This window comes from Catenulispora sp. GP43 (genome assembly GCF_041260665.1).
GTDB lineage: Bacteria > Actinomycetota > Actinomycetes > Streptomycetales > Catenulisporaceae > Catenulispora.
Map to the genome: position 1 here is coordinate 90,189 of NZ_JBGCCT010000027.1, position 25,843 is coordinate 116,031.

At 70.2% G+C, this 25,843-nt stretch carries 20 protein-coding genes, 1 tRNA gene and 1 pseudogene; 20 read left to right on the forward strand and 2 right to left on the reverse strand.

What is annotated here, in order from left to right:
- Positions 1-8: 8 nt before the first annotated feature.
- The 3 genes from ABH926_RS39610 (at position 9) to ABH926_RS39620 (ending at position 2,436) form a co-directional block, all read left to right on the forward strand.
- Positions 9-842, forward strand: a complete 834-nt coding sequence (locus tag ABH926_RS39610) for an Fpg/Nei family DNA glycosylase (RefSeq protein ID WP_370371243.1) — start codon at positions 9-11, stop codon at positions 840-842.
- A gap of 100 nt (positions 843-942) precedes the next feature.
- A complete protein-coding gene (locus tag ABH926_RS39615; protein WP_370371245.1) occupies positions 943-2,262 on the forward strand; it encodes a SpoIIE family protein phosphatase in 1,320 nt (439 codons plus the stop codon).
- A 103-nt stretch (positions 2,263-2,365) separates the two neighbouring features.
- A tRNA-Gly gene (locus ABH926_RS39620) sits at positions 2,366-2,436 on the forward strand.
- A 162-nt stretch (positions 2,437-2,598) separates the two neighbouring features.
- Here the strand turns inward: ABH926_RS39620 and ABH926_RS39625 are convergent.
- Positions 2,599-3,078, reverse strand: a complete 480-nt coding sequence (locus ABH926_RS39625; protein ID WP_370371247.1) for a ribose-5-phosphate isomerase — start codon at positions 3,076-3,078, stop codon at positions 2,599-2,601.
- Positions 3,079-3,258: 180 nt separating this feature from the next.
- Between ABH926_RS39625 and ABH926_RS39630 the strand changes: the two genes are divergently transcribed.
- Both ABH926_RS39630 and ABH926_RS39635 read left to right on the forward strand, forming a co-directional pair.
- Positions 3,259-5,364: an MMPL family transporter gene (locus tag ABH926_RS39630; protein ID WP_370371249.1), complete on the forward strand. Its 2,106-nt coding sequence runs from the start codon at positions 3,259-3,261 to the stop codon at positions 5,362-5,364.
- A gap of 170 nt (positions 5,365-5,534) precedes the next feature.
- Positions 5,535-6,962 (forward strand): aldehyde dehydrogenase family protein, encoded by a 1,428-nt coding sequence (locus ABH926_RS39635; protein WP_370371332.1) that lies wholly within the window; start codon positions 5,535-5,537, stop codon positions 6,960-6,962.
- 31 nt (positions 6,963-6,993) lie between these two features.
- Here ABH926_RS39635 and ABH926_RS39640 read toward each other — a convergent pair whose 3' ends face one another.
- Positions 6,994-7,716 (reverse strand): DUF2625 domain-containing protein, encoded by a 723-nt coding sequence (locus ABH926_RS39640; RefSeq protein WP_370371250.1) that lies wholly within the window; start codon positions 7,714-7,716, stop codon positions 6,994-6,996.
- A gap of 124 nt (positions 7,717-7,840) precedes the next feature.
- Between ABH926_RS39640 and ABH926_RS39645 the strand changes: the two are divergent.
- The 15 genes and pseudogenes from ABH926_RS39645 to ABH926_RS39715 form a co-directional block, all read left to right on the forward strand.
- Positions 7,841-9,306 (forward strand): annotated as a pseudogene (locus ABH926_RS39645) (glycosyltransferase family 2 protein); the annotation flags it as partial.
- Between the two features lie 3 nt (positions 9,307-9,309).
- A complete protein-coding gene (locus ABH926_RS39650) occupies positions 9,310-12,165 on the forward strand; it encodes an acyltransferase family protein (protein WP_370371252.1) in 2,856 nt (951 codons plus the stop codon).
- 43 nt (positions 12,166-12,208) lie between these two features.
- Positions 12,209-12,739, forward strand: coding sequence for a hypothetical protein (locus ABH926_RS39655; RefSeq protein WP_370371254.1), 531 nt, complete (start codon positions 12,209-12,211; stop codon positions 12,737-12,739).
- Positions 12,740-12,793: 54 nt separating this feature from the next.
- Positions 12,794-13,252 (forward strand): GNAT family N-acetyltransferase, encoded by a 459-nt coding sequence (locus ABH926_RS39660; RefSeq protein WP_370371255.1) that lies wholly within the window; start codon positions 12,794-12,796, stop codon positions 13,250-13,252.
- 127 nt (positions 13,253-13,379) lie between these two features.
- Positions 13,380-14,780: a trigger factor gene (gene tig / locus ABH926_RS39665; protein WP_370371258.1), complete on the forward strand. Its 1,401-nt coding sequence runs from the start codon at positions 13,380-13,382 to the stop codon at positions 14,778-14,780.
- 219 nt (positions 14,781-14,999) lie between these two features.
- Positions 15,000-15,626, forward strand: a complete 627-nt coding sequence (locus tag ABH926_RS39670) for an ATP-dependent Clp protease proteolytic subunit (protein WP_370371260.1) — start codon at positions 15,000-15,002, stop codon at positions 15,624-15,626.
- A 77-nt stretch (positions 15,627-15,703) separates the two neighbouring features.
- Entirely contained in the window at positions 15,704-16,348 is a 645-nt protein-coding gene (locus ABH926_RS39675) for an ATP-dependent Clp protease proteolytic subunit (protein WP_370371261.1), read from the forward strand.
- 216 nt (positions 16,349-16,564) lie between these two features.
- Complete coding sequence (clpX, locus tag ABH926_RS39680; protein ID WP_370371263.1) at positions 16,565-17,881, forward strand: ATP-dependent Clp protease ATP-binding subunit ClpX; 1,317 nt, start codon at positions 16,565-16,567, stop codon at positions 17,879-17,881.
- A 110-nt stretch (positions 17,882-17,991) separates the two neighbouring features.
- On the forward strand, positions 17,992-18,207 hold the full coding sequence (locus ABH926_RS39685) for an antitoxin (RefSeq protein ID WP_370371264.1): 216 nt from the start codon (positions 17,992-17,994) through the stop codon (positions 18,205-18,207).
- 17 nt (positions 18,208-18,224) lie between these two features.
- Positions 18,225-18,575, forward strand: a complete 351-nt coding sequence (locus ABH926_RS39690; protein WP_370371334.1) for a type II toxin-antitoxin system PemK/MazF family toxin — start codon at positions 18,225-18,227, stop codon at positions 18,573-18,575.
- 47 nt (positions 18,576-18,622) lie between these two features.
- A complete protein-coding gene (locus ABH926_RS39695) occupies positions 18,623-21,286 on the forward strand; it encodes a valine--tRNA ligase (RefSeq protein ID WP_370371265.1) in 2,664 nt (887 codons plus the stop codon).
- 37 nt (positions 21,287-21,323) lie between these two features.
- Positions 21,324-22,874: a folylpolyglutamate synthase/dihydrofolate synthase family protein gene (locus ABH926_RS39700; RefSeq protein ID WP_370371267.1), complete on the forward strand. Its 1,551-nt coding sequence runs from the start codon at positions 21,324-21,326 to the stop codon at positions 22,872-22,874.
- Positions 22,871-23,257: a DUF4233 domain-containing protein gene (locus ABH926_RS39705; protein ID WP_370371269.1), complete on the forward strand. Its 387-nt coding sequence runs from the start codon at positions 22,871-22,873 to the stop codon at positions 23,255-23,257. The genes ABH926_RS39700 and ABH926_RS39705 overlap by 4 nt, the downstream gene beginning before the upstream one ends.
- A gap of 150 nt (positions 23,258-23,407) precedes the next feature.
- Positions 23,408-24,529 (forward strand): phosphatase PAP2 family protein, encoded by a 1,122-nt coding sequence (locus tag ABH926_RS39710; protein WP_370371271.1) that lies wholly within the window; start codon positions 23,408-23,410, stop codon positions 24,527-24,529.
- 276 nt (positions 24,530-24,805) lie between these two features.
- The gene (locus ABH926_RS39715; RefSeq protein WP_041543219.1) at positions 24,806-25,843 is read left to right on the forward strand and encodes a rod shape-determining protein; all 1,038 of its coding nucleotides are present in this window, start codon (positions 24,806-24,808) and stop codon (positions 25,841-25,843) included.

A 25,843-nucleotide genomic window follows, 5' to 3' on the forward strand; every position in this document is an offset into this window, starting at 1 on the left:
CCTTAGGTATGCCCGAAGGTCACGTGATTCACCGTCTTGCCGGCAAACTCGACTCGGTCTTCACCCCCGAATTCACCTCCGAATCCCCGTTGTCCGAGGTCAGCAGCCCGCAGGGGCGTTTCGAAGCCAGTGCGCGGCTGGTGGCAGATCTTCCGTATGCCGGCTCCGAGGCGCACGGGAAGCATTTGTTCATCGGATTCGGCCCGGACCGTTGGATCCACGTGCACCTGGGTTTGTATGGGAAGTTCCACGTCACCGAGGAGCCGCCCGGCCCGGTGGTGGGCCAGGTGCGGCTGCGGATGGTGGGCAAATCCGGACATGCCGACCTGCGCGGCGCCTCGGCGTGCGACCTGTACGGCCCCGAGGAGCGCTCGGCCCTGCTGCGCCGCCTGGGCCCGGACCCGCTGCGCGCCGACGCCGACCCGGACCTGGCCTGGCGCAAGATCTCGAACAGCTCGCTGACCGTCGCCGAGCTGCTGATGGAGCAGTCGGTGCTGTCCGGCGTGGGCAACGTCTACCGCGCCGAGGTGCTCTACCGGGCCGGGCTCGACCCGTACCGCAAGGGCCGCGAGCTGACCCGCGAGCAGTGGGACGGGATCTGGGACGACCTGGTCGCCCTGATGGCCGAGGGCGCGCGCATCGGCCGGATCGACACGGTGTGGCCGCAGCACACACCGGAAGCGATGGGACGTCCGCCGCGCAAGGACGACCACGGCGGAGAGGTGTACGTCTACCGCCGGAGCGGCCAGCCGTGCCTGGTGTGCGAAACCCCGGTCGCGACGGCGGGCGTCCGGGACCGGAACCTGTTCTGGTGCCCGACCTGCCAGAAGGCCGCCGCTTGAGTCAACGGACGAATGTTCGAATCCTGCGATCCACTGCGCACCGTGGTCGCCCGGTGATCGCAGGGTGACGAAGAGGCCGTACTCCCGATATGGTTCGCGCATGACCGCGGACTCGGGGAACGGGCGGTCCGGCAGGCGCAGCGCCACCGGGCGACGCCGACGCATCGTCGGCGCGCGCCTGGCCGACAGCGGGATCGGCCGCTGGCTCACCGACCACGCCATGGCCTCTGACCTCTACCTGCTGCCCGCGCTCGGGATGGTGGCCGTCGGCTTCGGCATGCTCACCGTGGCCTTCCCCGAGGCCTGGACCCCGGCGATGCTGGCCCTGCCGGTCCTGGCCGGCGGCCTGCTGATGAAGCTGCGCGGGCAGTTGCTCCTGCTGGTGATCTGCATCGCGGTCCTGGCTGGCGTGTCCTGGCACCGCGAGCGCGCCGAGGTCGCCTTCGGCGCGGCCCTGGCCGTGTTCGCCACCGCGGCCCTGGTGATACTGACCTCCCGCTCCCGCCTCCGCCTGGGCGTACAGGGCACCCGCGGCGAGGCGATGCTCCTGGACCTGCGAGAACGCCTCCGCGCCCAGGGCCTGGTCCCCCGCCTCCCCGCCGACTGGCACGTCGACATGTCAATCCGCTCCGCGGGCGGCCAGTCCTTCGCCGGCGACTTCCTCATCGCGGCCCTGTCCCACCCGGCCTTCCCGTCCCAACGCCGCCCCGAACCGGCGACCAACCCGGTCGGCACGAGCAGCGTCCCGGGCGTCCCGCCGGCCACCATGCAGGCCACCCCCGCGACCGCCTCAGGGCCGACCCCCGCCGACCAGGACCACCCCTCCGCCCACGGCGCCGACTCTGACGAACCGCACACCCACGGCCAGACCCTGGAACTGAGCCTGGTCGACGTCAGCGGCAAGGGCCTGGCAGCAGGCACCCGGGCCCTCCTCCTGTCGGGGGCCTTCGGCGGCCTCCTGGGCACCGTCCCCTCCCGCGACTTCCTCACCTCGGCGAACAAGTACCTCCTGCGCCAGGACTGGGACGAAGGCTTCGCCACAGCGGTCCACCTCGTCGTCGAACTGGAAACCGGCCACTACCGCTTCCACAGCGCAGGCCACCCACCCATCGCCCGCCTGACAGCCAAAACAGGCCGCTGGTCCACCGAAGAAGCCGAAGGCCCCCTCCTCGGCATCCTCGACGACGCCGAATTCCCCGCCACCGAAGGCTGCCTCGACCGAGGCGACGCCCTCCTCCTGTTCACCGACGGCCTCGTAGAACGCCCCGGCCGCGACCTCGACGAAGGCCTGGACCGCCTCCTCGGCGCCGCCGAAACCCGCCTCACCACCAGCTTCGCCGGCGGAGCCGACCGCCTCATCAACGAGGTCGCCCCGAACGTGAAGGACGACCGCGCCTTGGTCGTCGTCTGGCGCACGTAGCCCGGCGCACTCAGCCGGCGGCGGCGCCAGCCGGAACCGGGGTGAGAACGGAGCACGGAGTGTGCCAAGATAGACGCACGCGCGGCGCTTCGGGGCTGCGGGTGCGGATGTAGCTCAATGGTAGAGTCTCTGCCTTCCAAGCAGATTGTGCGGGTTCGATTCCCGTCATCCGCTCTTTACTTCTGGAGCCCAGCTCAGGCCTCGCGGCGGAGTTGGGCTCTCGGCGTTTCGCGGGTTGCTTCGGTGCGGTGCTGCCTTCGCGACGAGTACAACGTGAAAGGGCCGCCCGAACTCGGGCGGCCCCTGACATCTCAGCCTTAGTGCGACCTGCGTGCCTCAGCCGGCGCTGGTGGGCAGGGGCGGGAGCTCGCCGCTCTTCTCGTAGTCGCTCATCATCTCGATGCGGCGGATGTGGCGCTCTTCGTTGGTGAAGGCGGTGGTGAGGAAGACCTCGACGAAGTGGGTGGCCTCGTCCTCGGTGTGCATGCGGGCGCCGATGCTGATGACGTTGGCGTTGTTGTGCTCGCGGCCGAGGCGGGCTGTTTCCTCGCTCCAGGCGAGGGCGGCGCGGATGCCGGAGACCTTGTTGGCGGCGATTGCTTCGCCGTTGCCGGAGCCGCCGATGACGATGCCGAGGCTGTCGGGGTCGGCGGCGGTCTTGCTCGCTGCCAGCATCACGTACGGGGGGTAGTCGTCCTGGGCGTCGAAGGTGTGGGGGCCGCAGTCGACTGCTTCGTGCCCGGCGGCGGTCAGCCAGGTCACGAGGTGGTTCTTCAGGTCGTAGCCGGCGTGGTCGCTGCCGAGGTAGATGCGCATATGGAGGATTATCCCATCCGGGGCCCGGGCGGCAGCGTCGGCCACCCGTTCGGCCGATTGCGGTCGGTGGTGCGGTGGTGCACTGTTGTTGTGGTAGTCAATCATGATGCTGGAGTGAGCACCGTTACCGGTAGCAGAGTGGAGTAGCGAAGCCGATTCCTACCGACGGGGGTGGCAGCCGTGGAACGATTCTCGAGATTCGTGCTCGCGAGGCGGCGGGGGATCGCCGCGTTGTGGTTGGTGCTGCTGCTCGGTGGTGGGTGGGCTTCGTCGATCCTGTCCAAGCACCTGAACCAGAGCTTCACCATCGCCGGGACGCCGAGCGCCGCCGCGAGTGATGCCCTGGTCGCCCAGTATCACGTCGGGGGCGGGCTCGATCCGCTCGTGCCCGTATTCGTGCTGCCTCCGGGTGTCACGCCGGAGCAGGCCCGGCCGGCGTTGGAGCCCGCGCTGGCGGCGGTGCCCGGGCGGGTCGTCGACTACTACACCACTGGCGACCCGGCGTTCATCGGGTCCGACGGCCGGACCATGTTCGCGCTCGTCTTCACTCCCGCCACCGGCGACCAGGTGCATGACGCCCGGACCCAGACCGACGCCGTCCGTGCGCTTCCGCACCAGCTCGCGGCCGCGGCGCCGCCGGGGACCCAGGTATACGTCACCGGCATCACGGCGCTGTCGTCCAACGGCAACGGCGGTGGCAACGGGGTGCTGGCCGAGGCGCTGCTGGGCGGGGCCGGGGCACTGATCGTGCTGGCCTTCGTGTTCGGGTCCTTCCTGGCGGTGCTGCCGCTGGTGATCGCCGCGGTCTCGATCCTGTCCAGCTACCTCGTGGTGCTGCTGCTGTCCGAATTCATGAAGGTCCAGGCCGTGGTGCAGTACATGGTCGGGCTGATCGGGCTGGGTGTGGCCATCGACTACTCGCTGCTGCTGGTCACCCGGTGGCGCGAGGAGGTGGCGCACGGCGCCGACAACGAGGCCGCGGTCCACCGGGCGATGGCCACGGCCGGCCGCGCCGTGCTGGTCAGCGGTCTGACCGTGGCGCTGGGCCTGCTGTCGCTGATCGTGGTGCCGATCCAGTTCATGCGCTCCATCGGCATCGGCGGCATGTTGATCCCGGTGGTCAGCGTGGCCGTGACCCTGACCCTGCTGCCCATCGCGCTCACCGGCTTCGGCCGCCGCCTGGACTGGCCGCGCCTGCGGCACGAGGACAAGCCGAGCCGAGCCTGGACGGCGTGGGCGCGCTGGGTGGTCCGCCGGCGCTGGCTGGCCGCCGGGCTGGCGCTGCTCGTGCTGGTCCCGCTGGCCGTCGTCGCGCTCGGCATCCACGAGGGCGACCCGACCACCGACTCGCTCGCCAAGTCCGGCCAGGCGCGGCAGGGGCTGGAGGCCCTGCGTGCCGCCGACATCCCCAGCGGCGTGCTCAATCCCTACGTGGTCCTGAGTCCGCCGAACACCCAGCCCACGACCCTGACACCCGGCAACGGCGTCTACGCGGTGATCCCGGTGACCACGCCGCCGCCGGGGACGGAGAAGGCTCCGACCACGCGCTGGCCGCTCACGGTCGTCCTGCCGAGCGACGAATCCGCCACCCGCCAGGGCCAGCACGTCGCCAAGCTCACCCGCACCACCCTCGACACCGCCGTCCCCGGGACGCTCGTGGCCTCCAGCGCGCTGGCCAACATCGACAACATCCACAAGATGTACGGCCAGTTCCCGATCCTGCTCACGATCCTGGCCATCCTCACCTTCCTGGTGCTGGCCCGCACCTTCCGCTCGCTGCTGCTCCCGGCCAAGGCGGTGCTGGCGAACCTGCTCTCGGTCGCCGCGGCCTACGGCGGCATGGTCCTGATCTGGCAGGACGGCCACGGCTCCGAGGCCGTCTGGGGCATCCCGGCGACCGGCGGCATCCCGTTCTGGATCCCGATGATCGTCTTCGCGTTCCTCTACGGCCTGTCGATGGACTACGAGGTCTTCATCCTGTCCCGTATGCGCGAGGAGCACGACGCCGGGGCCAGTACCAACGACGCCGTGATCGTGGGCCTGGGCCGCACCGGACGGCTGGTCACCAGTGCCGCGCTGATCCTCTTCCTGGCTTTCGCCGCCCTGGCCAGCGCCCCGCCGACGTTCCTGAAGATCTTCGCCACCGGCCTGGGCATCGGCATCCTGCTGGACGCCACCGTGGTGCGCGCGCTGCTCGTGCCCGCGCTGGTGTCGCTGTTCGGGCACTGGAACTGGGTGCTGCCGCGGTGGGCCGCCCGGGTTCTGCGCGTGCGGCCGTCGCCGTGAGCGTCGCCGTGAGCACCACCGTGGGCACGGCCGTGAGCCGGGTGCGCCCCGCGGGGTCCGTGAGCAACGACACGACCGCTACCTCCCGGTCCGTCCTTGTGCCGCCATGATCGTGGCGCTAGCGTCCGCAGAAATTCGCACTGCTAGTTAACCGGGACGGCCCAATGAGCGTGCTCAGCTTCACCGACCAGTACATCGGCGGCAAATGGATCCCCTCGGCGTCCACCGAGACCGTGGACGTGCTGAACCCGGCGACCGAAGAGGTGATCGCCGTGATCCCGGCCGGCGGGGCCGCCGACGTGGACGCCGCCGTGGCCGCGGCGCGGTCGGCCGCGCGCGCCTGGGGCGCCAGCCACAAGGACTACCGGCTGGAGTTCCTCGGGCACCTGGTCGCCAAGCTGGCCGAGGCGCAGCCGGAGATCGTCGAGACCGTGGTGGCCGAACTCGGCTGCCCGGTCGGCTTCGCCACCGCCGTGCAGGCCGCGCTGCCGCTGGGGGTGGCCGAGAGCTACCTGCGCATCCTGGCCGACTACGAGTTCGAAGAGCAGGTCGGCAACTCCACGGTCTACCACGAGCCGGCTGGCGTGGTCGGTGCGATCACGCCCTGGAACTACCCGCTGCACCAGGTCGTCGCCAAGGTGATGCCGGCGCTGGCGGCCGGGTGCACCGTGGTGCTCAAGCCCGCCGAGGACACCCCGCTGACCGCGCGCCTGTTCGCCCGGCTGGTCGACGAGGCCGGCTTCCCGGCCGGCGTCTTCAACCTGGTCACCGGGACCGGCGCGGAGGCCGGGGCGGCCCTGGCCGCGCACCCGGACGTCGACATGCTCTCCTTCACCGGCTCCACCGCGGTCGGCCGGCAGGTCGCCGAGCAGGCCGGGCGCGGGGTGAAGCGGGTGGCGCTGGAACTCGGCGGCAAGTCGGCGTGCGTGGTGCTGCCCGGCGCGGACCTGGCGAAGGCCGTCAACGTCGCGGTCGCCAACGTCTTCAACAACTCCGGCCAGACCTGCTCGGCCTGGACCCGGCTCCTGGTCCCCGAGGACCACTACGCCGAGGCGGTGGCGATCGCCGCCGAGGCCGCGGCCAAGTTCGCGCCCGGCGACCCGACCAGGCCCGAGACCCGGGTCGGCCCGCTGGTCAACGCCAAGCAGCGAGAACGTGTGCGCGGCTACCTGAACGACGCCGTCGGCGAGGGCGCCCGGGTCGTGGTCGGCGGCGCGCAGGCGCCGGAGGACCTGCCCACCGGCTTCTACGTCCGCCCGACGGTCCTGGCCGACGTCACCACGGACATGGCCGTGGCCCGCGAGGAGATCTTCGGCCCGGTCATCTCCGTGATGTCCTTCCACGACGCCGAGGACGCCCTGCGCATCGCCAACGCCACCGAGTACGGCCTGGCCGGCGCGGTGTGGGCGGCCGACGACAACGAGGCCGCCGCCTTCGCCCGCCGCATGGACACCGGCCAGGTCGACATCAACGGCGGCCGGTTCAACCTCGCGGCGCCCTTTGGCGGTTACAAGGGCTCCGGCGTCGGCCGCGAGCTGGGCCGCTTCGGGCTGGAGGAATATTTGCAGACGAAGTCGCTCCAGTTCCGGGTGAGCTGAGACGGGAGCAGCCGCAGGCTCCGCCGCGGGGTCACACAAGCCCGAGGAACCCTGGGTCCCCGGCGCCGATCTGCTGAGCGAAGTCTGCGGCTATCCCCAGGATCCCGGCCATCGGTACCGTCCGCCGACTGGTGGTCGAGACGTCCTTCGCCTCCTTGGACCACAGGAACGGGAACACGCTGATGCCCTGCGCCGGACCGGCCGCGGCTGCCTCCTCGCGCCATCCCTCCCAGCGCAGCGCGCTGTAGAACTCCTCCAGCCGCTCGGACAGCAGCCACGCGAGCCAGGCCGAGTGCCCGATCTCCAGCGCCTCCCATTGCAGCGTGTCCGGCGCGAAGTAGATCATCTGCCCCGGCTGCCCGGGACGCCCCGCGCCGGCCGGGTCCACGCCGTTCAGCGCGAACACCCCGCCGAGCACGTCGTGCGCCAGGACCAGCCCGGCTCCGGCCTGCCACGCCGGGTCGAAAGCCTCGGGGAACCCGTTCACCCGCGCCAGACTCGGCAGGCTCCCGTCCCGCCCGGAGCCGCCGCCGAACACCCGCACCCAGCCGTCGTCGACCAGCAGGCCGCCGCAGTTGAGGGTCAGCCCGCCGAGCATCGACCGCGCCGTCACCTGGAGTTGTCGCAGCCCGCGTGTGCTCTCCCCGGGATCGGGCGCGAAGACGGTCAGGGGTGACGGAGACGCCGCGAACAACGCCTGGAGCTCCGGCCACGCCGGATCCTCCACCTCGATCAGGTCGGTGAGTTCTCGCATCCGCCCGATCATGGCAGATCCGCCCGGCGTTGCCGACCCTGTCGCAGCCCCGTCGGGGCTCCGGGACGATTCAGAGATCGTTCACCGGACGGCCATCGAGAGGTCTAGACCGCTGGTTAGCGGCGCCGGTCACGACGTCCTGGTACGCGCGTGGAGTCCCGCAGACGCGCCAAGCGTGGACCTGTTCCTCCCGACCTGCGGCGAACCGCTGGACGTCCTCAGGAACGCGTACTCCCACGTCGCCCGCATGCGGTGGCGCGGCGAGCTGACCGTATACGTCCTGGACGACGCCGCCGGCCCCGACGTGGCGGCGCTGGCCGGCGAGTTCGGGTTCCGGTACGTGGTGCGACCGGACCGAGGCCACCTGAAGAAGGACGGGAACCTGAACCACGCGCTGACGATCTCGACCGGCGACGTGGTCGCGATCCTGGACGCCGACTTCTGCCCGCGCGCCGACTTCCTGGACCACCTGGTCCCGTACTTGGCCGACCCGACAGTCGGGATCGTCCAGAGCCCGCAGTTCTTCGACACCGACGAGTCGATGTCATGGCTCCAGCGCGCAGCGGGTGCGGCGCAGGAGTGGTTCTTCCGGTGGGTCCAGCCCTCACGGGACGCAGCCGACGCCGCGATCTGCTGCGGGAGCAACGCCGTCTACCGGCGCGCGGCGCTGGACGCGATCGGCGGCTTCGCCAAGCTGGACCACTCCGAGGACATGTACACGGGCCTTGAGATGCTCGGGCGCGGCTACCGGACGCAGTACGTGCCGGTGCTGGTCGCCAAGGGCATCTCGCCGGAGAGCCTGCCGGCGTTCGTGAACCAGCAGTACCGCTGGGCGATGGGCAACCTGCACCTGCTCACCGGCCGCGACCTGAAGCGCGTGGGTGCCGCCTGGCGGACCCGGCTGTGCTTCTACAACGGCGTCATCGGCTACGTGGTCATGGCGGTGAACGTGTTCGCCGCGCCGATCCCGCCGCTGATCATGCTGGCGGGCTACCCGGAGCAGATCCGGCCCTGGCACGTGCTGCCGCTGCCGGCCCCGCTGTGGGTGTGGTTCGTGCTGCTGCCGGCGGTGTCGCGCACGCGCTGGCGCATCGAGGTGGTCCGCGCGAACCACCTCGTCGCCTTCGCCGCGGCGGCGGCGCTCGTGCACACGCTGCGCGGCCGGGCCGCCGACTGGGTGCCGACCGGCGCCGGGGGCGGACGGTCGCGGCTGGCGCGGAGCATCGCTCGGCTCGCGGTGCTGTGGCTGGGCGCGACGACCGGCGCGGCGGTGGTCGCGCTGGCGGCGGACGTCGCGCGCTTCGGGGCGGGGCGGTTGTGGGGCGTGGCCGCGTATGTGGCCGTGACCGGCTATCTGACCCTGCCGCTGATCAGGGATCTGGTGCGAACCAAATGAATACTGCACGCAAGGACGGCGTCATGAACGACACAGACCGGGACGGTCTTCAGCCAACCACTGACGGTGTTCAACCAGCCAATACCGACCACCGCCTCCGCTGGCCCGAAGCCGTGGCCATCACCCTCGCCCTCGTCCTCTGCGGCGCCGCGGCCACCGGCGTGTTCCGTCCGATGCTGCCCTGGCTGGGCTGACGCGTGGCCGTGCGCGGATTCCGTCCGGACATCGAAGGCCTGCGAGCCGTCGCCGTCGTGCTGGTGCTCGGCTTCCATGCCGCGGTGCCGGGGATGGCCGGCGGCTACGTGGGCGTCGACGTGTTCTTCGTCGTGTCGGGCTACCTCATCACCGGCCAGGTGGTGCGGGGCAGCGGCTTCTCTCTCAAAGAGTTCTACGCACGTCGCGCGCGCCGCATCTTGCCGGCGGCGTCCGTGGTCCTCCTGTTCACCGCGGCGGCCACGTGGGTGTGGCTGCCACCGTTGCGCCAGCAGGACGTTGCGTACGACCTCCTCAGCGCGGCGCTCAACGGCGGGAACTGGCGCTTCGTCGCGGACCAGACCAACTACCTGGCCGCGTCGCGGGCGCCGAGTCCGCTGCTGCACTACTGGTCGCTCGGCGTCGAGGAGCAGTTCTACATCGTGTGGGCGCCGTTGGTGCTCCTCGCGATCCTGTTCGCCCGTAAGCGGAACAGGTCGGTGCGTGGCTATGTCCTCGCCGAGGTCCTGGTGCTGTCGGTTGCCTCGTTCGTGCTGTCGCTGCACTGGACGCACACGTCCTTGCCGCTCGCCTACATGGGCTCGCCGTCGCGTGCCTGGCAGTTCGGCGCGGGTGCGGTGCTCGCTGTGGCCATCGGCGGCAGATCGCTTGACTGCAAACGAACTCGGACAGCCGCCGGCTTCGCGGGCATGGCGCTGGTCGTCGCCGCGACCGCCAGCTTCAGCGCCAAGACGCCGTATCCCGGAACCGCAGCGCTGATGCCCGTTGCCGGTACCGTCCTCATTCTGTTCGCGGGCGCAGGGGAGTACCCGAAGTTCTCGATATCAGGGCTCGTCGCGACCAGACCGCCGCGCGCCGTCGGGCGCTTGTCCTTCACTCTGTATCTGTGGCACTGGCCGATCCTGGTCCTGGCTCAGGCGAGATGGGGCGACCTCCCCTGGGAGGCGTCCGCGATGCTGGCAGCGGCGTCGGCGCTCCCGGCTTATGCGACCATGCGCCTGGTCGAGCAGCCAGTCCGCTTCTCGAAGCTCATCACCGAAGTACCACGCCGAGGCATGGCCATCGGCGCGACAGCCGTGATGCTCCCTCTGGCCGCCGGTCTCGCGGTCGGGACCGGAGCGGCCCGCACTCTCGGCGGTGCCCAGGCCTTCGACCTCAGAAGCCTGCCGGCGGCGGCGTCGGGCGGATCGCATCTCCTGGCATCCCCGGCGACGTACCGCACCGGCGGTCCGACCATGCCCACGCCGGCCCAGGCCCGCAAGGACTTCCCGCCGGACGGGGACTGCGAGGTGGCGCCGGCGGTCGCCGTCAGCCGGCCCTGCCTGTTCGTCCCGGCGCCCCAAGCGACGCCGTCGTCGACCGGCCTGGTCCGAGCCTCGAACCCGCCGGCTCCGGCCGACCTTCCCGCCGACCGCATCGTCCTCATCGGCGATTCCCATGCCGGCCAATGGTTCTCCGCCATCAGCCGCATCGCTGCGGACCGGCACATGGACGTCGAGGAACGCGTCAAACAAGGGTGTCCCTTCGCCGACCTCACGGTCAGCAGTCCCGTCCTCGGCCGCGACTATCGCGAGGGCCACACCTGGCGTGACTCGGTCCTGGACCAGCTCGGCAAGGAGCCGCGGCCGGCTCTGATCGTCATCTCCGAGCTGGACTGGTACGCCTCACCCGCGCAGACGAAGGCCGCGTGGGACCGTCCGCTGAGCGTGCCGGCCGGCCTCGGCGTCCCGATCGCCGCCATCCACGACACCCCCAAGCCCGACGCCGACATCCCGGTCTGCGTCTCCGGCTCGCACCATGACTGGAACGACTGCGCCTTCAGCAAAAGCAGCGCGCTGACCACCGATCCGCTCACCGCGGATCCCCGTGTCACGCCGATCGACTTCAGCTCCCTGCTGTGCCCCGATGCCAAGTGCCCGGCGGTCCTCGACAGTGTCCTTCTCTATCGCGACGACTCCCACCTCACCGATGCCGCCGCCTACCTCCTGATCTCGCGTCTCGCCGCGCGGCTTCCGTTCGCGAGCCCGTGGCGGACGGTGTTCGCCGCTGACTTCCAGGGGCCGGCCGGGTCCTCGCCGCCGTCCCGCGACTGGCTGATCGACACCGGCCACTGCTATCCGGGCTGTCCGGCGCCGGACTGGGGCACCGGCGAGGTAGAGACGATGAGTGCCGACCCGGCCAACGTCCAGCTGGACGGTCACGGCGCCCTACAGCTCACCCCGCTGCGCGCCGCCGACGGCACCTGGACCTCCGGCCGCGTCGAGACCCGCCGCTCCGACTTCGCCGCGCTGCCCGGCGGCGAGCTCCGGATCAGCGCCAAGGTCACGCTTCCCGATGTCACCACCTCCGACGGCACCGGCTACTGGCCCGCGTTCTGGGCGCTCGGCAGCGGCGTCCGCGACGGCAGCGCGCCCTGGCCGTCCGGCGGCGAGATCGACGTCCTCGAAGGGCTGGACGGTCACCCTTCCATGTGGTCCACGCTCCACTGCGGCGCGCCCTGCCACGAGCCGACCGGTCTCACCTCCGGCGAGCGTCCCTGTCCCACCTGCACCTCCGGTACGCACGAGTACTCCGTCGACATCGACCGCTCCCGCAGCCCCGAGCAGATCCGCTGGTCGGTCGACGACACCGAGGTCTTCCAGCTCGACGCCACCGCGGTCGACCCCGCGACCTGGGACGCCGCCGTCCACCACGGGTTCTTCGTGATCTTCGACCTGGCGCTCGGCGGCACCTTCCCCGGCTCGGTCGGCGGTCCGGCCGCCGCGCGTCCCGGCCCCGCCACCGCCGCCGGCCGCCCGATGACCGTAGCCGCCCTCCGGATCTCGACCCGGGAGGGATGACCGCTACCATCGGTGCCCTCGAGAACCCTGGGAGGGGCTGCGCATGGCTGAGAAGTGGGCCGCTATGTCCAAGGGCGCACGGATACTGCTGGTCGCAGTGCTTCTCTATGTCGTGGAGGCGGTCCTGACAGTCGCGACCGACGCCGACACCAACAACGGCTATGCGAGTGTCCTGATCGGCGCGGTCACCTCGACCTTCGGCACGTTCCTGGCGGTCGCCGCGCTGCGCACCGACTACCTCGCGGGCCTGCGGTTGCGCTGGCGGCTGCGCTCCGGCGCCGAGAGTGCCACCGCGACTGTGGCCGCCGTGGTCTCCTTCTACAACAGCGACTTCACCTATCCCGTCTTCGAGTACGCGACCCCCGACGGCGCCACCCACCGGCACGCCGACGCCTCCAGCCGCATGCTGGAGGTCGGGGCGACCGCCGAGGTGCGGTACGTCCCGGCCGAGGCCGACTTCGCGGTCGGGCCGATCGGCCGGTTCAACGTCGTGGTGTTCGCGGTCCTGGCGGCGCTGGGCGCGGTGTTGCTGGTGATGATGCCGTTGATGACCGTGCAGGCGTTGTTCAGCTGAACCAGCTGAATCAGGGGAAACACCGGGGACATCTGTCCGCGCCACACTGATCCGGTGAGCGCACCGACCATCACCGTCGACGAGGTCCCCTGGGACGATCCGCGCGCGGTCGCTCTGCGTGACGCGCAGCGGGCCGAGATAGAGGCCCTCTACGGCCCGGGCAGCGAGCCCGGCGTCGCGCCGACCGCGGCGGACATCGCCGTCTTCCTGATCGCGCAGGTCGCGGGCGTGCCGGCGGGCTGCGGGGCGCTGCGTCCGCTGGAGTCCGGCGCGGCCGAGATCAAGCGCATGTACGTCGTGCCGGACCAGCGCGGCCGGGGTGTCTCCGGCGCCGTCCTGGCGGCGTTGGAACACGCAGCGGTAGCACGCGGCTGGCGCACGCTCCGGTTGGAGACCGGGCCCAAACAGGCCGCCGCGATCCGCTTCTACGAGCGTTCCGGCTACATACGGATCCCGGGTTTCGGAGCGTATGCCGATGAGCCGACGTCCCACTGCTACGCAAGAGAGCTGTAGCGAGTTCGGGGACCGTTTCCTTCAGGGGCGGCACTCCGGGTTACGATGGGGCTTCGTATCCCGTCCACGCGCGACGTCGCGCCATGACTCGAGGCTGCCGGCCGGCAGCGCCGCAAGGAGAGCAGCAGTGAAGAGCGCTGTCGAGACCCTGGACCCGACTCGGGTCCGGCTCACCGTTGAGGTCCCGTTCGAGGAGCTCAAGCCGAGCCTCGACGCGGCCTACAAGAAGATCGCCGAGCAGGTCTCGATCCCGGGCTTCCGCAAGGGCAAGGTCCCGGCCGCGGTCATCGACCAGCGCTTCGGCCGCGGTGCCGCGCTGGAGGAGGCCATCAACTCCTCCCTGCCGCAGTTCTACGGCCAGGCGGTCGAGGAGCACAAGATCGAGGTCGTCGGCCAGCCCGACGTGGACCTGACGGAGCTCGAGCCGGGCCAGGACCTGAAGTTCACCGCCGAGGTGGACGTCCGCCCCGAGTTCGAGGTGCCGGCCTACGACGACATCGAGGTCGAGGTCGAGGACGCGACGGTGGCCGACGAGGCCGTGACCGAGCGCATCGAGGAGATCCGCAAGCGCTTCGGCTCCCTGAAGGAGGTCGAGCGCGAGGTGGCCGACGGCGACTTCGTCACGCTGGACCTGGCCGCCTCGATCGACGGCGAGGTGCTGGAGGACGGCACCGCCAAGGGCATGAGCTACGAGGTCGGCTCCACCCAGCTGATCGAGGGCACCGACGAGGCGATCATCGGCAAGAAGGCCGGCGAGACCGCCTCCTTCACCTCCAAGCTGCTCGGCGGCTCGCACGCCGGCGAGGAGGCGACCATCGAGGTCACCGTCACCGCGGTCAAGGAGCGCGAGCTGCCCGAGCTGGACGACGAGTTCGCCCAGCTGGCCAGCGAGTTCGACACCATGGAGGAGTTCCGCACCAACGTCCGCGAGACGCTGGAGCGCTCCGAGCAGTTCGAGCAGGTCGCCTCGGCCCGGGACAAGGTCCTGGAGGTCCTGCTGGAGCGCGTGGACATCCCGCTGCCCAAGTCCGTCGTGGACGCCGAGCTGGCCTGGCGCAACGAGGCCCTGGACCGGCAGATCGCGATGGGCGGCATGACCCGCGAGGGCTTCTTCAAGCTGCAGGAGAAGACCGAGGAGGAGTACGACGCCGAGCTCGCCGACGAGGTGCGCGACGGGGTCAAGGCCCAGTTCATCCTGGACAAGCTGGCCAACGCCGAGGAGATCTCGGTGAACGAGGGCGAGCTGACCAACCACCTCATCCAGCGCGCGCAGCAGGCCGGCATGCGTCCGGACGAGTTCGCCCAGCAGATCTCCTCGGCGGGCCAGATCCCGGCCCTGGTCGGCGAGGTCCGCCGCGGCAAGGCGCTGAACCTGGTCCTGGAGGCCGCCACGGTCAAGGACGCCTCCGGCAACGAGGTCGACGTCAAGAAGATCAACGCTCCCGACGTCGAGGACACCGACGGCGAGAACCCGGACAGCCACGGCCGCGCGCCCGAGGACGAGCACTACGGCCACAAGCACGACTGATTCCGCGCCGTTCGAACACGCGGTCATACGAAAGCCCCGTCCCCTGCGCAGGAGGCGGGGCTTTCGCGTATGCCGTCAGCGAACAAGGGCCGGGCCGCCGACGTCCCGGGGGAGCGGGGCGTTAGGGTCGTCCTAGGACCGGATCGATCACACCCCTGACAGGGCTCGTCGTCGCCGGTCCGGCATTTCCGCTTCCGACGAACCAGGCAGGGTGAACCTATGACGACGCCGCTGACCCCGATGGCCCGTGCGGGCGTTGACAGCCCGCTCGGCCTGAGCGACCAGGTCTACAACCGGCTGCTGCGCAACCGGATCATCTTCCTGGGCACCCAGGTCGACGACGACATCGCCAACTCGCTCTGTGCCCAGCTGCTGCTGCTCACCGCCGAGGACAGCGAGAAGGACATCTACTTCTACATCAACAGCCCCGGCGGCTCGGTCTCGGCCGGCCTGGCGATCTACGACACGATGATGTACATCCCCAACGACATCGTGACCGTGGGCATGGGCATGGCGGCCTCGATGGGCCAGTTCCTGCTCACCGCCGGCACCCCCGGCAAGCGCTTCGCGCTGCCGAACACCGAGATCCTGCTGCACCAGGGCTCCGCGGGCATCGGCGGCTCGGCGGCGGACATCCGGATCCAGGCCGAGCGCCTGCTGCGCAGCAAGAAGCGGATGGCCGAGCTGACCGCCCAGCACACCGGGCAGTCGCTGGACAAGATCGAGCTGGACTCCGACCGCGACACCTGGTTCAGCGCCGTGGAGGCCAAGGAGTACGGCCTCATCGACGACATCATGACGCACGCCAACGACGTCCCCGGCGCCGGCGGCACCGCCCAGGACTGAGGCCCGTGGCGAGCCCGCTCGCCCGCCCCCCCAGCCCCGCTTCCACCCGGCCGCCCCCTCTCGGAGGACCTCTTTCCATGAACGACATGCTCTACCGCGGGCCCGAGCACGACGCCCGCTACATCGTCCCCAAGTTCAGCGAGCGCACCAGCTACGGCTTCCGCGAGTGGGACCCGTACTCGAAGCTGTTCGACGAGCGGATCATCTTCCTCGGCGTGCAGATCGACGACGCCTCGGCCAACGACGTGATGGCCCAGCTGATCACCCTGGAGTCGATGGACCCGGACCGGGACATCTCGATCTACATCAACAGCCCCGGCGGCTCCTTCACGGCGCTCACCGCCATCTACGACACGATGCAGTGGGTCAAGCCGGACATCCAGACGGTCTGCATGGGCCAGGCCGCCTCCGCGGCCGCCGTGCTGCTGGCGGCCGGCACCCCGGGCAAGCGCCTGGCGCTGCCCAACGCCCGGATCCTGATCCACCAGCCCTGGAGCGAGGGCGGCCGCGGCGACCTGTCGGACCTGGAGATCCAGGCCAACGAGATCCTGCGGATGCGCACCGTCATGGAGCAGATGCTGGCCAAGCACAGCGGCCGCGACGCCGAGCAGGTGCACAAGGACATCGACCGCGACAAGATCCTGTCCGCCGACGAGGCCAAGGACTACGGGATCATCGACCAGGTCCTGACCTCCCGCACGGACACCCTGAACACGCGATGACCGGTTGCGGACACTGATATATGGGCGGGGTGACCCGCCACGGGCCGTGGTATCGGATTATCATTCGATGCCACGGCCGATGCGCTCGCGATTGCCGAGCGCTCAAGCCTTGCCGGGGGTATGAGCGGTACCGTCTTGGGGGACAGACTACGAAGCGCCTCCAGGGCGCCAGTAGTGGGTCCAGCACCGGGATCTTCACAAAGGAGAAGCTCCACCGTGGCACGCATCGACAACGCCGACCTGCTGAAGTGCTCTTTCTGCGGCAAGAGCCAGAAGCAGGTCAAGAAGCTCATCGCGGGCCCCGGCGTGTACATCTGCGACGAGTGCATCGATCTGTGCAACGAGATCATCGAGGAGGAGCCCGGCGAGCCGGCCGCGGCCCGGGGCCTGGCCGAGCTGCCCAAGCCCAAGGAGATCTACGACTTCCTCGACGAGTACGTCATCGGCCAGGAGAACGCCAAGAAGAGCTTGTCGGTGGCGGTGTACAACCACTACAAGCGGGTGCAGGCCGGTGACTACCAGCGCGAGCGCGGCGGGCGCCGGGCCGAGCACATCGAGCTGGCCAAGTCCAACATCCTCATGCTGGGCCCCACCGGCTGCGGCAAGACCTACCTGGCGCAGACCCTGGCCCGGATGCTGAACGTCCCGTTCGCCATCGCCGACGCCACGGCGCTGACCGAGGCCGGGTACGTCGGCGAGGACGTCGAGAACATCCTGCTCAAGCTGATCCAGGCGGCCGACTACGACATCAAGAAGGCCGAGACCGGGATCATCTACATCGACGAGATCGACAAGATCGCCCGCAAGGCCGAGAACCCGTCGATCACCCGGGACGTCTCCGGCGAGGGCGTGCAGCAGGCGCTGCTGAAGATCCTGGAGGGCACGGTCTCCTCGGTGCCGCCGCAGGGCGGCCGCAAGCACCCGCACCAGGAGTTCCTGCAGATCGACACCACCAACGTGCTGTTCATCGTGGCCGGCGCCTTCGAGGGCCTGGACAAGATCGTGGACGCCCGGGTGAACAAGCGCGGGATGGGCTTCACCGCCCAGCTGCGCTCCCGCTACGACGTGGACACCACCGACGTCTTCGCCGACGTGCTGCCCGAGGACCTGCTCAAGTACGGCATGATCCCGGAGTTCGTGGGCCGGCTGCCGGTGGTCACCTCGGTGCACAAGCTGGACCGCGCGGCCCTGGTCCGCATCCTGGTCGAGCCGCGCAACGCGCTGATCAAGCAGTACCAGCGCCTGATGGAGCTCGACGGCGTGGAGCTGGTCTTCGAGGACGACGCCGTGGAGGCCATCGCCGACCAGGCGATCCTGCGCGGCACCGGCGCCCGCGGGCTGCGCGCGATCATGGAGGAGGTGCTGATGTCGGTGATGTACGAGGTCCCCAGCCACTCCGACGTCGGCACCGTGGTCATCACCGGCGAGGTGGTGCGCGAGCACGTGCTGCCCACGCTGGTGCCGCGGGACCAGCAGTTCCGGCGGACCGGAACTCAGCAGAACCTCAACGAGCGGCGGGAGCGGTCCGCTTAAGGTTCCTCAACAGACAGGCAAGGCGGCGGTTTGCTTCGGCGGACCGCCGCTTTCGCTCTTTCGAGTACTACCGTGGTAGCACCGGGGTCGTACCAGGGTAGGATTACCTCATGGTGACGAAACTCAGCATCTCCCTCCCGGACGACGATCTGGCGTTCCTGGACGAGCTGAACGCGGAGTCGCGCTCGGCGGCGGTCCACAAGGCCATCGATCTGGCCCGCTCCCTGAGCCTGGTCGACGACTACACCGCCGCCTACGACGAATGGGTCGGCTCCGGCGACGCCGAGCTGTGGGAGGCCGTGCTCGGCGACGGGATCGCCGAGTGAGCGCTCCGGTCCCCGCGATGCGCCGCGGCGACGTTTTCTGGGTCGATCTGGACCCGGCGCGCGGCAGCGAGGCCCCCAAGAGCCGGCCGGCCGTCGTGGTCTCCAACGACGGCGCGAACACCGCCTCGCACCGGCACGGCCGCGGCGTCGTCACGATCGTGCCCGTGACCTCCAACACCACGCGCGTCTATCCGTTCCAGGTGCTCATCAAGGCCGCCGACCACCCGGGACTGCGCAATGACTCCAAAGCCCAGGCCGAACAGGTCCGCACTGTCGACGTCTCCCGTGTCGGCCGCCGAATCACGACCCTGAACCCGGAGACCATGAAGCGCCTGGATGCCGCCCTGCGCCTGCATCTCGCGCTGTAGCGGATACTCGGCAGAAAGGCCACCTGCGCACCACTAAGCTTGTCTGCGTGAATGAAACCACCAACCCAGCCGCCCAGGGCGCTGCCGACAGCGCCGCCACCACACTGCCGACCGCTTACGCGCCGGTAGAGGTAGAGGGCGAGTTGTACGAGCGGTGGGTAAAGAACGGCTACTTCACCGCCGACGCGGCCTCCGACAAGGAGCCGTTCACCATCGTCATCCCGCCGCCGAACGTGACCGGTTCGCTGCACGTGGGCCACGCGCTCAACCAGTCGATCCAGGACGCCATCATCCGGCGCAAGCGGATGCAGGGCTTCGAGGCCCTGTACCTGCCGGGCATGGACCACGCCGGCATCGCCACCCAGAACGCGGTGGAGCGTGAGCTGGCCAAGGACGGCCTGTCGCGGCACGACCTGGGTCGCGAGGCGTTCGTGAAGAAGGTCTGGGACTGGAAGGCCGAGTACGGCGGCAAGATCCTGGGCCAGCAGCGCCGGCTGGGCGTCTCCCTGGACTGGTCGCGCGAGCGCTTCACCATGGACGAGGGCCTGTCCAAGGCCGTGCAGACCATCTTCAAGAAGATGTACGACGACGGCCTGATCTACCGCGCCGAGCGCATCATCAACTGGTGCCCGCGCTGTCTGACCGCGCTGTCGGACATCGAGGTGGACCACTACGACGAGCCCGGCGAGCTGGTCTCCATCCGCTACGGCGAGGGCGACGACTCGATCGTGGTGGCGACCTCGCGCGCCGAGACGATGCTCGGCGACACCGCGGTGGCCGTGCACCCCGACGACGAGCGCTACCGGCACCTGATCGGCCGGGAGGTGGACCTCCCGCTCACCGACCGCCGCATCCCGATCGTGGCCGACGAGCACGTGGACCCCGAGTTCGGCACCGGCGCGGTGAAGGTGACGCCGGCGCACGACCCGAACGACTTCGAGATCGGCCGCCGGCACAACCTGCCGATGCCCACGATCCTGGACGAGCACGCGAACATCACCGTGCACGGCCCGTTCCTGGGCCTGGACCGCTTCGAGGCACGGCCGGCCGTGGTGCGGGCGCTGCGCGAGGAGGGCCGCATCGTCGGTCAGAAGCAGCTGCTGCGCCCGGTGGGCCACTGCTCGCGCTGCGACACCGTGGTGGAGCCGCGCCTGTCGATGCAGTGGTGGGTGAAGGTGGAGTCGCTGGCCAAGGCCGCCGGCGACGCGGTGCGGGACGGCCGGGTGCAGATCCATCCGAAGGAGATGGAGCCGCGCTACTTCGCCTGGGTCGACAACATGCACGACTGGACGATCTCCCGCCAGCTGTGGTGGGGCCACCGGATCCCGATCTGGTACGGCCCGAACGGCGAGGTCGTGTGCGTGGGCCCGGACGAGCAGCCGCCGGCCGGCCAGGGCTGGTATCAGGACTCGGACGTGCTCGACACCTGGTTCTCCTCCGGGCTGTGGCCCTTCTCCACGCTGGGCTGGCCGGAGCAGACCCCTGATCTGGCGAAGTTCTACCCGACCTCGGTGCTGCACACCGGTTACGACATCATCTTCTTCTGGGTGGCCCGGATGATGATGTTCGGCCTGTACGCCATGGACGGCGTGCAGCCCTTCGACAAGGTGGTCCTGTCCGGTCTGGTGCGCGACCAGTTCGGCAAGAAGATGTCGAAGTCCAAGGGCAACGGCGTCGACCCGCTGGAGTGGATGGACAAGTACGGCTCCGACGCGGTGCGCTTCGGCCTGCTGCGCGGCGCGAACCCCGGCGCGGACCAGGCGGTGGCCGAGGACTGGATCGCCGGTGCGCGCAACTTCGCGAACAAGATCTGGAACGCCACCCGGTTCGCGATGATGAACGGCGCGTTCGTGCCGTCCGAACTGCCGGCCGCCGAGAAGCTCACGGTCGAGGACCGCTGGATCCTGAGCCGCCTCAACGAGGTGGTGGCCGAGGTGGACGCCCTCTACGAGGACTTCCAGTTCGCCAAGACCATGGAGACCCTCTACCACTTCGCGTGGGACGAGGTCTGCGACTGGTACATCGAGCTGTCCAAGCTGCGCCTGCCGATCGGCGTGGCCGCAGACACTGAGACATCGGAAGGCAGGGCTGCGCAGACCGCGCGCGCGGTGCTCGGCCACGTGCTGGACGTCATGCTGCGTCTGCTGCACCCGGCCGTGCCGTACGTGACCGAGACGCTGTGGACGGCGCTGACCGGCCGCGAGTCGATCGTGATCGCCGAGTGGCCGGCCGCCGACCTGTCGCGGGTGGACCCGGACGCCGAGGCGGTGATCGAGGCGGTGCAGGAGGTCGTGACCGAGGTGCGCCGGTTCCGGACCGACCAGGGCGTGAAGGACGCGCAGCGGGTGGCCGCGCGGCTGACCCTGACCGACCCGAAGCTGGCCGGGCAGGAGCCGGCGATCCGGCTGCTGAACCGGCTCACCGCCCCCGAGGACGGCTTCAGCGCGACCGCGACCCTGGCCGCGACCGGGGCGAAGGTGGAGCTGGACACGTCCGGCACCATCGACGTGGCCGCCGAGCGCAAGCGGCTGGACAAGGGCCTGGCCGCCGCGCGCAAGGAGGTCGAGCAGGCGAACGCGAAGCTCGGCAACGCCGACTTCCTGGCCAAGGCGCCCGACGCCGTGGTGGACAAGATCCGCAAGCGGCTGGCCGACGCCGAGAGTGACATCGCCCGCCTGGGCGCCCAGCTCGACGCGCTGCCGTCCGCTTAATCGGCCTCATCGGCCGCGATAAGGAACCATCAGCACCATGGCGACGAACATCGACCATCCAGGTTTTGACGAGCAGAGCCTCCAGGAGCAGTTCGACGAAGTCGAGCACGAGCTCCTGGAGCGCTGGCCGGAGACCAAGATGGACCCCACCCTGGCACGGGTGAGGGCCCTGACCGAGATCCTGGGCGACCCCCAGAAGGCGTACCCGGTCGTCCACATCACGGGGACGAACGGCAAGACGTCCACCGCGCGGATGATCGAGACCCTGCTGCGCGAGCTCAACCTGCGCACCGGGCGGTTCACCTCGCCGCACCTGGAGTCGATGAACGAGCGCATCACCCTGGACGGGGCGCCGATCCCGCTTCGGCGCTTCGTCGAGGTCTACGAGGACATCCGGCCGTACGTGGACATCGTGGACTCCTCGCAGGAGTTCCCGATGTCCTTCTTCGAGGTGATCACCGGCATGGCCTTCGCGGCCTTCGCCGACGCCCCGGTGGACGTCGCGGTCCTCGAGGTGGGCCTGGGCGGCACCTGGGACTGCACCAACGTCGCCGACGGCCAGGTCGCGGTGATCACCCCGATCGCCGTGGACCACGCGCACATCCTCGGCGACAACCCGGCGCAGATCGCCTCGGAGAAGGCCGGGATCATCAAGGAGGGCGCGGTCGTCGTCATGGCCCAGCAGCCGGTCGAGGCCGCCGAGGTCATCCTGCGCCGGGCCGCCGAGGTCAACGCCACCGTGGCCCGCGAGGGCATCGAGTACGGGGTCGTGGAGCGCCAGCAGGCGCTCGGCGGCCAGCAGATCGCGATCAAGGGCCTGGCCGGCGAGTACACCGACGTCTACCTGCCGCTGTACGGCGAGCACATGGCGCACAACGCGGCGACCGCGGTGGCCGCCGTCGAGGCCTTCCTCGGCGCCGGCCGGGGCGGTGCCGCGCTGGACCCGGACGTGGTCCGCGAGGCGTTCGCCAAGGTCACCTCGCCGGGCCGGCTGGAAGTGGTCCGCCGCGGCCCCACGGTGATCCTGGACGCCACCCACAACCCGGCCGGCGCCCGGGCCACCGCGCAGGCCCTGGCCGACGACTTCACCTTCGACCACCTGGTCGGCGTCATCGGCGCGATGGGCGACAAGGACGTCGCCGGGATCCTGGAGGTCCTGGAGCCGGTGCTGAACGAGGTGGTCGTCACCCAGAACAACACCGAGCGCGCGATGCCCGCCGCGGTGCTGGCCGAGCTGGCCACCGAGATCTTCGGCGCCGACCGGGTGCACGTGGCGAACCGTCTGGACGAGGCCATCGACGTGGCGATCGGCCTGGCCGAGGAGGCGGTCCCGGCCGGCACCTCCAGCGGGGCCGGCGTCATCGTGACCGGGTCGGTGGTCACCGCGGGGCAGGCGCGTACCCTGCTGGTGCGGGACCGCTCCGAGCGCGTCGAGGACCGGCACTCCTTCGAGGACGTCCAGTTCCAGGACGCCGAGAAGGAGGACTTCGACGACCGCGACTTCGACCCCTTCGGGGATCGGGATCGGGGGAGCGACGGCGCCCGCGAAGAGTTCTCTGACGACGAGTTCGGCGGTGACGACCGATGATGGTCCGGCGGATGGCGGCCTCGGTGCTGTGCTTCGAGGTCCTGGTGATCCTCTTCTTCGCCCTGGTGGCGATGAAGCTCTCCGACCTGAGCTCCGGCACGGTCTGGGCGATATGCGGTCCGGGCATGGTGCTGGCCGCGCTGCTGTGCGGCACGCTGCGCAAGCCCTGGGCCTACACCGTGGGCTGGGTGCTGCAGGCGGCGCTGATCGTCGCCGGCTTCGTCATCACCGACATGTTCTTCATCGGCGGCTGCTTCGCGCTGCTGTGGTACTGGGCCCTGAAGGCCGGACGGCAGATCGACGCGGAGAAGGCGGCGGCGTACGCGGCCTACGAAGCGGCGCAGGCGGCCCAGGCGGCCCAGGCGGAGGCTGTGAAGTCCTGAGGTCTGCCGCCCCCGGTTTCCGTTCCATGGCTGGTCCGGTACCGGAGCCTCACGCTGAAAGCGACCAGCCACACTGCTGAAGCGGAATCCCCATCACTATTTCGGGCTAATCCGCGCCATTCACGCGCATTGCCCGGGTAGCTCCCTCACATGCTCTACCCCGAAGCCCTGGCCGTGGACCGCCACACGGCGACCGTCGGCTCGCGACGTGACCTGCGCAACCGGTTGGTGGCCGGGGCGGTGGTCGCGCTCGCCGGCGTGTTCATGGTCTACCTGCTCGCCGTGCGGACACGGTGGGGGCAGGACTTCGAGAACGCGGCGCTGGTCGGCGCCAGAGATCACCGGACCGGCAGCTGGTACGGCGACGCCGACCGGTGGCTGAACCGGCTCACCGCCGAGAGCTTCGGGGTGTCGCTGGTCGTCATCGCGGTGGTCGGACTGCTGCGGCGGCGGTTGCTGCTCGCGCTGTGCGGCGTGCTCACGGCCGCCGGGACGGTGGTCGCGGCGCGGTTCCTGAAGGGCGCGCTGCCGAGCCGGCCGGTGTTCGGAGCCGGAACCGCGGGCGCCGGTCAGGGGGCTCATACAGCCCTGGCCAAGGGCGCGGCGGACGTGGCGGCGCACGCCGCCGGAGCCGCGGCCGCCGGCGCGCACGCGGTAGCCGCCGGCGTCACCGCGGCAGCCGGGCACGCGGCCGCCACCGTCCACGCCGTCCACACCGCTCACGCCGCACTCGCTCCCGGCCAGGCCCCGAACACGCTGCCCTCCGGCCATGCCGCCGCGGCGATGGGTCTGCTGGTCGGGGCGCTCATCGTCGTCAGCCGCCGCTGGTACGTGCCGGTCGTCGCGCTGGCCCTGCCCGGCGCGGCCTTCGCCGGCGTGGCGACCGTGGCGGCGGACTGGCACCGGGTCTCCGACACCATCGCCGCGGACCTGCTCGCCCTGGCCGTCGGGCTGCTCGGGCTGGCGGCGGTGTCCCAACTCGGCCTGGTGCGCCCGGGTCCGTCGGTCGGCCAGAGCAGCCTGAGCCAGCGCCTGCTCTACGCGGTGGTGCTCAGCATCGCGACGGCCGCGCTCGCGGTCGGGGCCGCCTACTTCGTGCGCTACCACGGTGCCGTCTCCGAAGGGGTGCGCGCCGATGCCGCCTACTGGTCCGCACAAGCGATCGCGCTCGGCGCGGCGGTCACAGCGGCCGGCGTCATGCTCGCCGTGTGCCGGAACCTGGAGTCGGTGGGGCATCGTCCGCCGCGCGGTCTGACGATCCAGGCGCCGTGACTCCTCCCGGCCGGTTTTCGAGCACTGACGGCTCTGCGTGGCGCGCGCCTCGCGGAATGCCGCACTTCCGCCCTCCAGACCCCTGACATAAGCATTCTCACCCGTTCGGGCGTACCGCTTGGGGGTGAATCGGATGCTCCGGGAGCTATCGGGCATAACGCTGGTTAGGATCGGTCGCGGGCGCCGCAGTATGCGCCTGTCGCCGACACCGAAAGAACAAGACATCGGCAACAACATCCGAGCGACGGAAGATGGGGATCGCGCATGGGCTCCGGGATGGCGGTCATCGGTCGGGACATCGCGGTTGACCTCGGGACCGCGAACACCCTGGTGTACGTACGCGGCCGAGGCATCGTGCTGAACGAGCCCTCGGTGGTCGCGGTGGACACCACGACCGGCGCGGTGCTCGCGGTCGGCGCCGAGGCCAAGAAGATGATCGGCCGCACGCCCGGCAACATCGTGGCGATCCGGCCGCTCAAGGACGGCGTCATCGCCGACTTCGAAGTCGCCGAGCGGATGCTGCGCTACTTCATCCGCAAGGCGCACAAACGGCGGTGGCTGGCGCAACCGCGGGTCATCGTCTGCGTCCCCTCCGGCATCACCGGTGTGGAGAAGCGCGCGGTCGAGGACGCGGCCAGCGCCGCCGGCGCGCGCAGCGTGCACCTCATCGAGGAGCCGATGGCCGCGGCGATCGGCGCCGGCCTGCCGGTGCAGGAGGCGACCGGCAACATGGTCGTGGACATCGGCGGCGGCACCACCGAGGTCGCGGTGATCTCCTACGGCGGCATCGTCACGGCGCTGAGCGTCCGGGTGGCCGGCGACGAACTCGACAACGCGATCATCCAGTACACGAAGAAGGAGTACTCGCTGCTGCTGGGCGACCGCACCGCCGAGGAGATCAAGGTGACGGTCGGCTCGGCCTGGGACTCCGGCGAGGAGACCCGCGCCGAGGTCCGCGGCCGCGACCTGGTCTCGGGGCTGCCGAAGGTGATCCTGCTGTCCTCCGGCGAGGTCCGCAAGGCGATCGAGGAGCCGGTGACGGCGATCGTCGACGCGGTGCGCGACACCCTGGACAAGTGCCCGCCGGAACTGGCCGGCGACATCATGGACCGCGGCATCGTCCTCACCGGCGGCGGCGCCATGCTGCACGGCCTGGACGAGCGGATCCGCGAGGAGACCGGCATGCCGGTGCACATCGCGGAGAACCCGCTGGACTCCGTGGTCCTGGGCTCCGGGCGCTGCCTGGAGGAGTTCGAGGCGCTGGCCCCGGTGCTGGGCTCCTTGAACAACCGCCGCCGTCCCGGGCGGAGGTAG

Excerpts from the sequence above, each read along its gene's own strand:
- ABH926_RS39640 (WP_370371250.1), bottom strand. The coding sequence starts at position 7,716 with ATGCGAGAACTCACCGACCTGATCGAGGTGGAGGATCCGGCGTGGCCG.
- ABH926_RS39690 (WP_370371334.1), top strand. The coding sequence starts at position 18,225 with ATGCGCCGCGGCGACGTTTTCTGGGTCGATCTGGACCCGGCGCGCGGC.
- ABH926_RS39705 (WP_370371269.1), top strand. The coding sequence starts at position 22,871 with ATGATGGTCCGGCGGATGGCGGCCTCGGTGCTGTGCTTCGAGGTCCTG.
- ABH926_RS39625 (WP_370371247.1), bottom strand. The coding sequence starts at position 3,078 with ATGCGCATCTACCTCGGCAGCGACCACGCCGGCTACGACCTGAAGAAC.
- ABH926_RS39610 (WP_370371243.1), top strand. The coding sequence starts at position 9 with ATGCCCGAAGGTCACGTGATTCACCGTCTTGCCGGCAAACTCGACTCG.
- ABH926_RS39615 (WP_370371245.1), top strand. The coding sequence starts at position 943 with ATGACCGCGGACTCGGGGAACGGGCGGTCCGGCAGGCGCAGCGCCACC.
- ABH926_RS39715 (WP_041543219.1), top strand. The coding sequence starts at position 24,806 with ATGGCGGTCATCGGTCGGGACATCGCGGTTGACCTCGGGACCGCGAAC.
- ABH926_RS39710 (WP_370371271.1), top strand. The coding sequence starts at position 23,408 with ATGCTCTACCCCGAAGCCCTGGCCGTGGACCGCCACACGGCGACCGTC.
- ABH926_RS39675 (WP_370371261.1), top strand. The coding sequence starts at position 15,704 with ATGAACGACATGCTCTACCGCGGGCCCGAGCACGACGCCCGCTACATC.
- ABH926_RS39670 (WP_370371260.1), top strand. The coding sequence starts at position 15,000 with ATGACGACGCCGCTGACCCCGATGGCCCGTGCGGGCGTTGACAGCCCG.
- ABH926_RS39700 (WP_370371267.1), top strand. The coding sequence starts at position 21,324 with ATGGCGACGAACATCGACCATCCAGGTTTTGACGAGCAGAGCCTCCAG.
- ABH926_RS39685 (WP_370371264.1), top strand. The coding sequence starts at position 17,992 with ATGGTGACGAAACTCAGCATCTCCCTCCCGGACGACGATCTGGCGTTC.
- ABH926_RS39655 (WP_370371254.1), top strand. The coding sequence starts at position 12,209 with ATGGCTGAGAAGTGGGCCGCTATGTCCAAGGGCGCACGGATACTGCTG.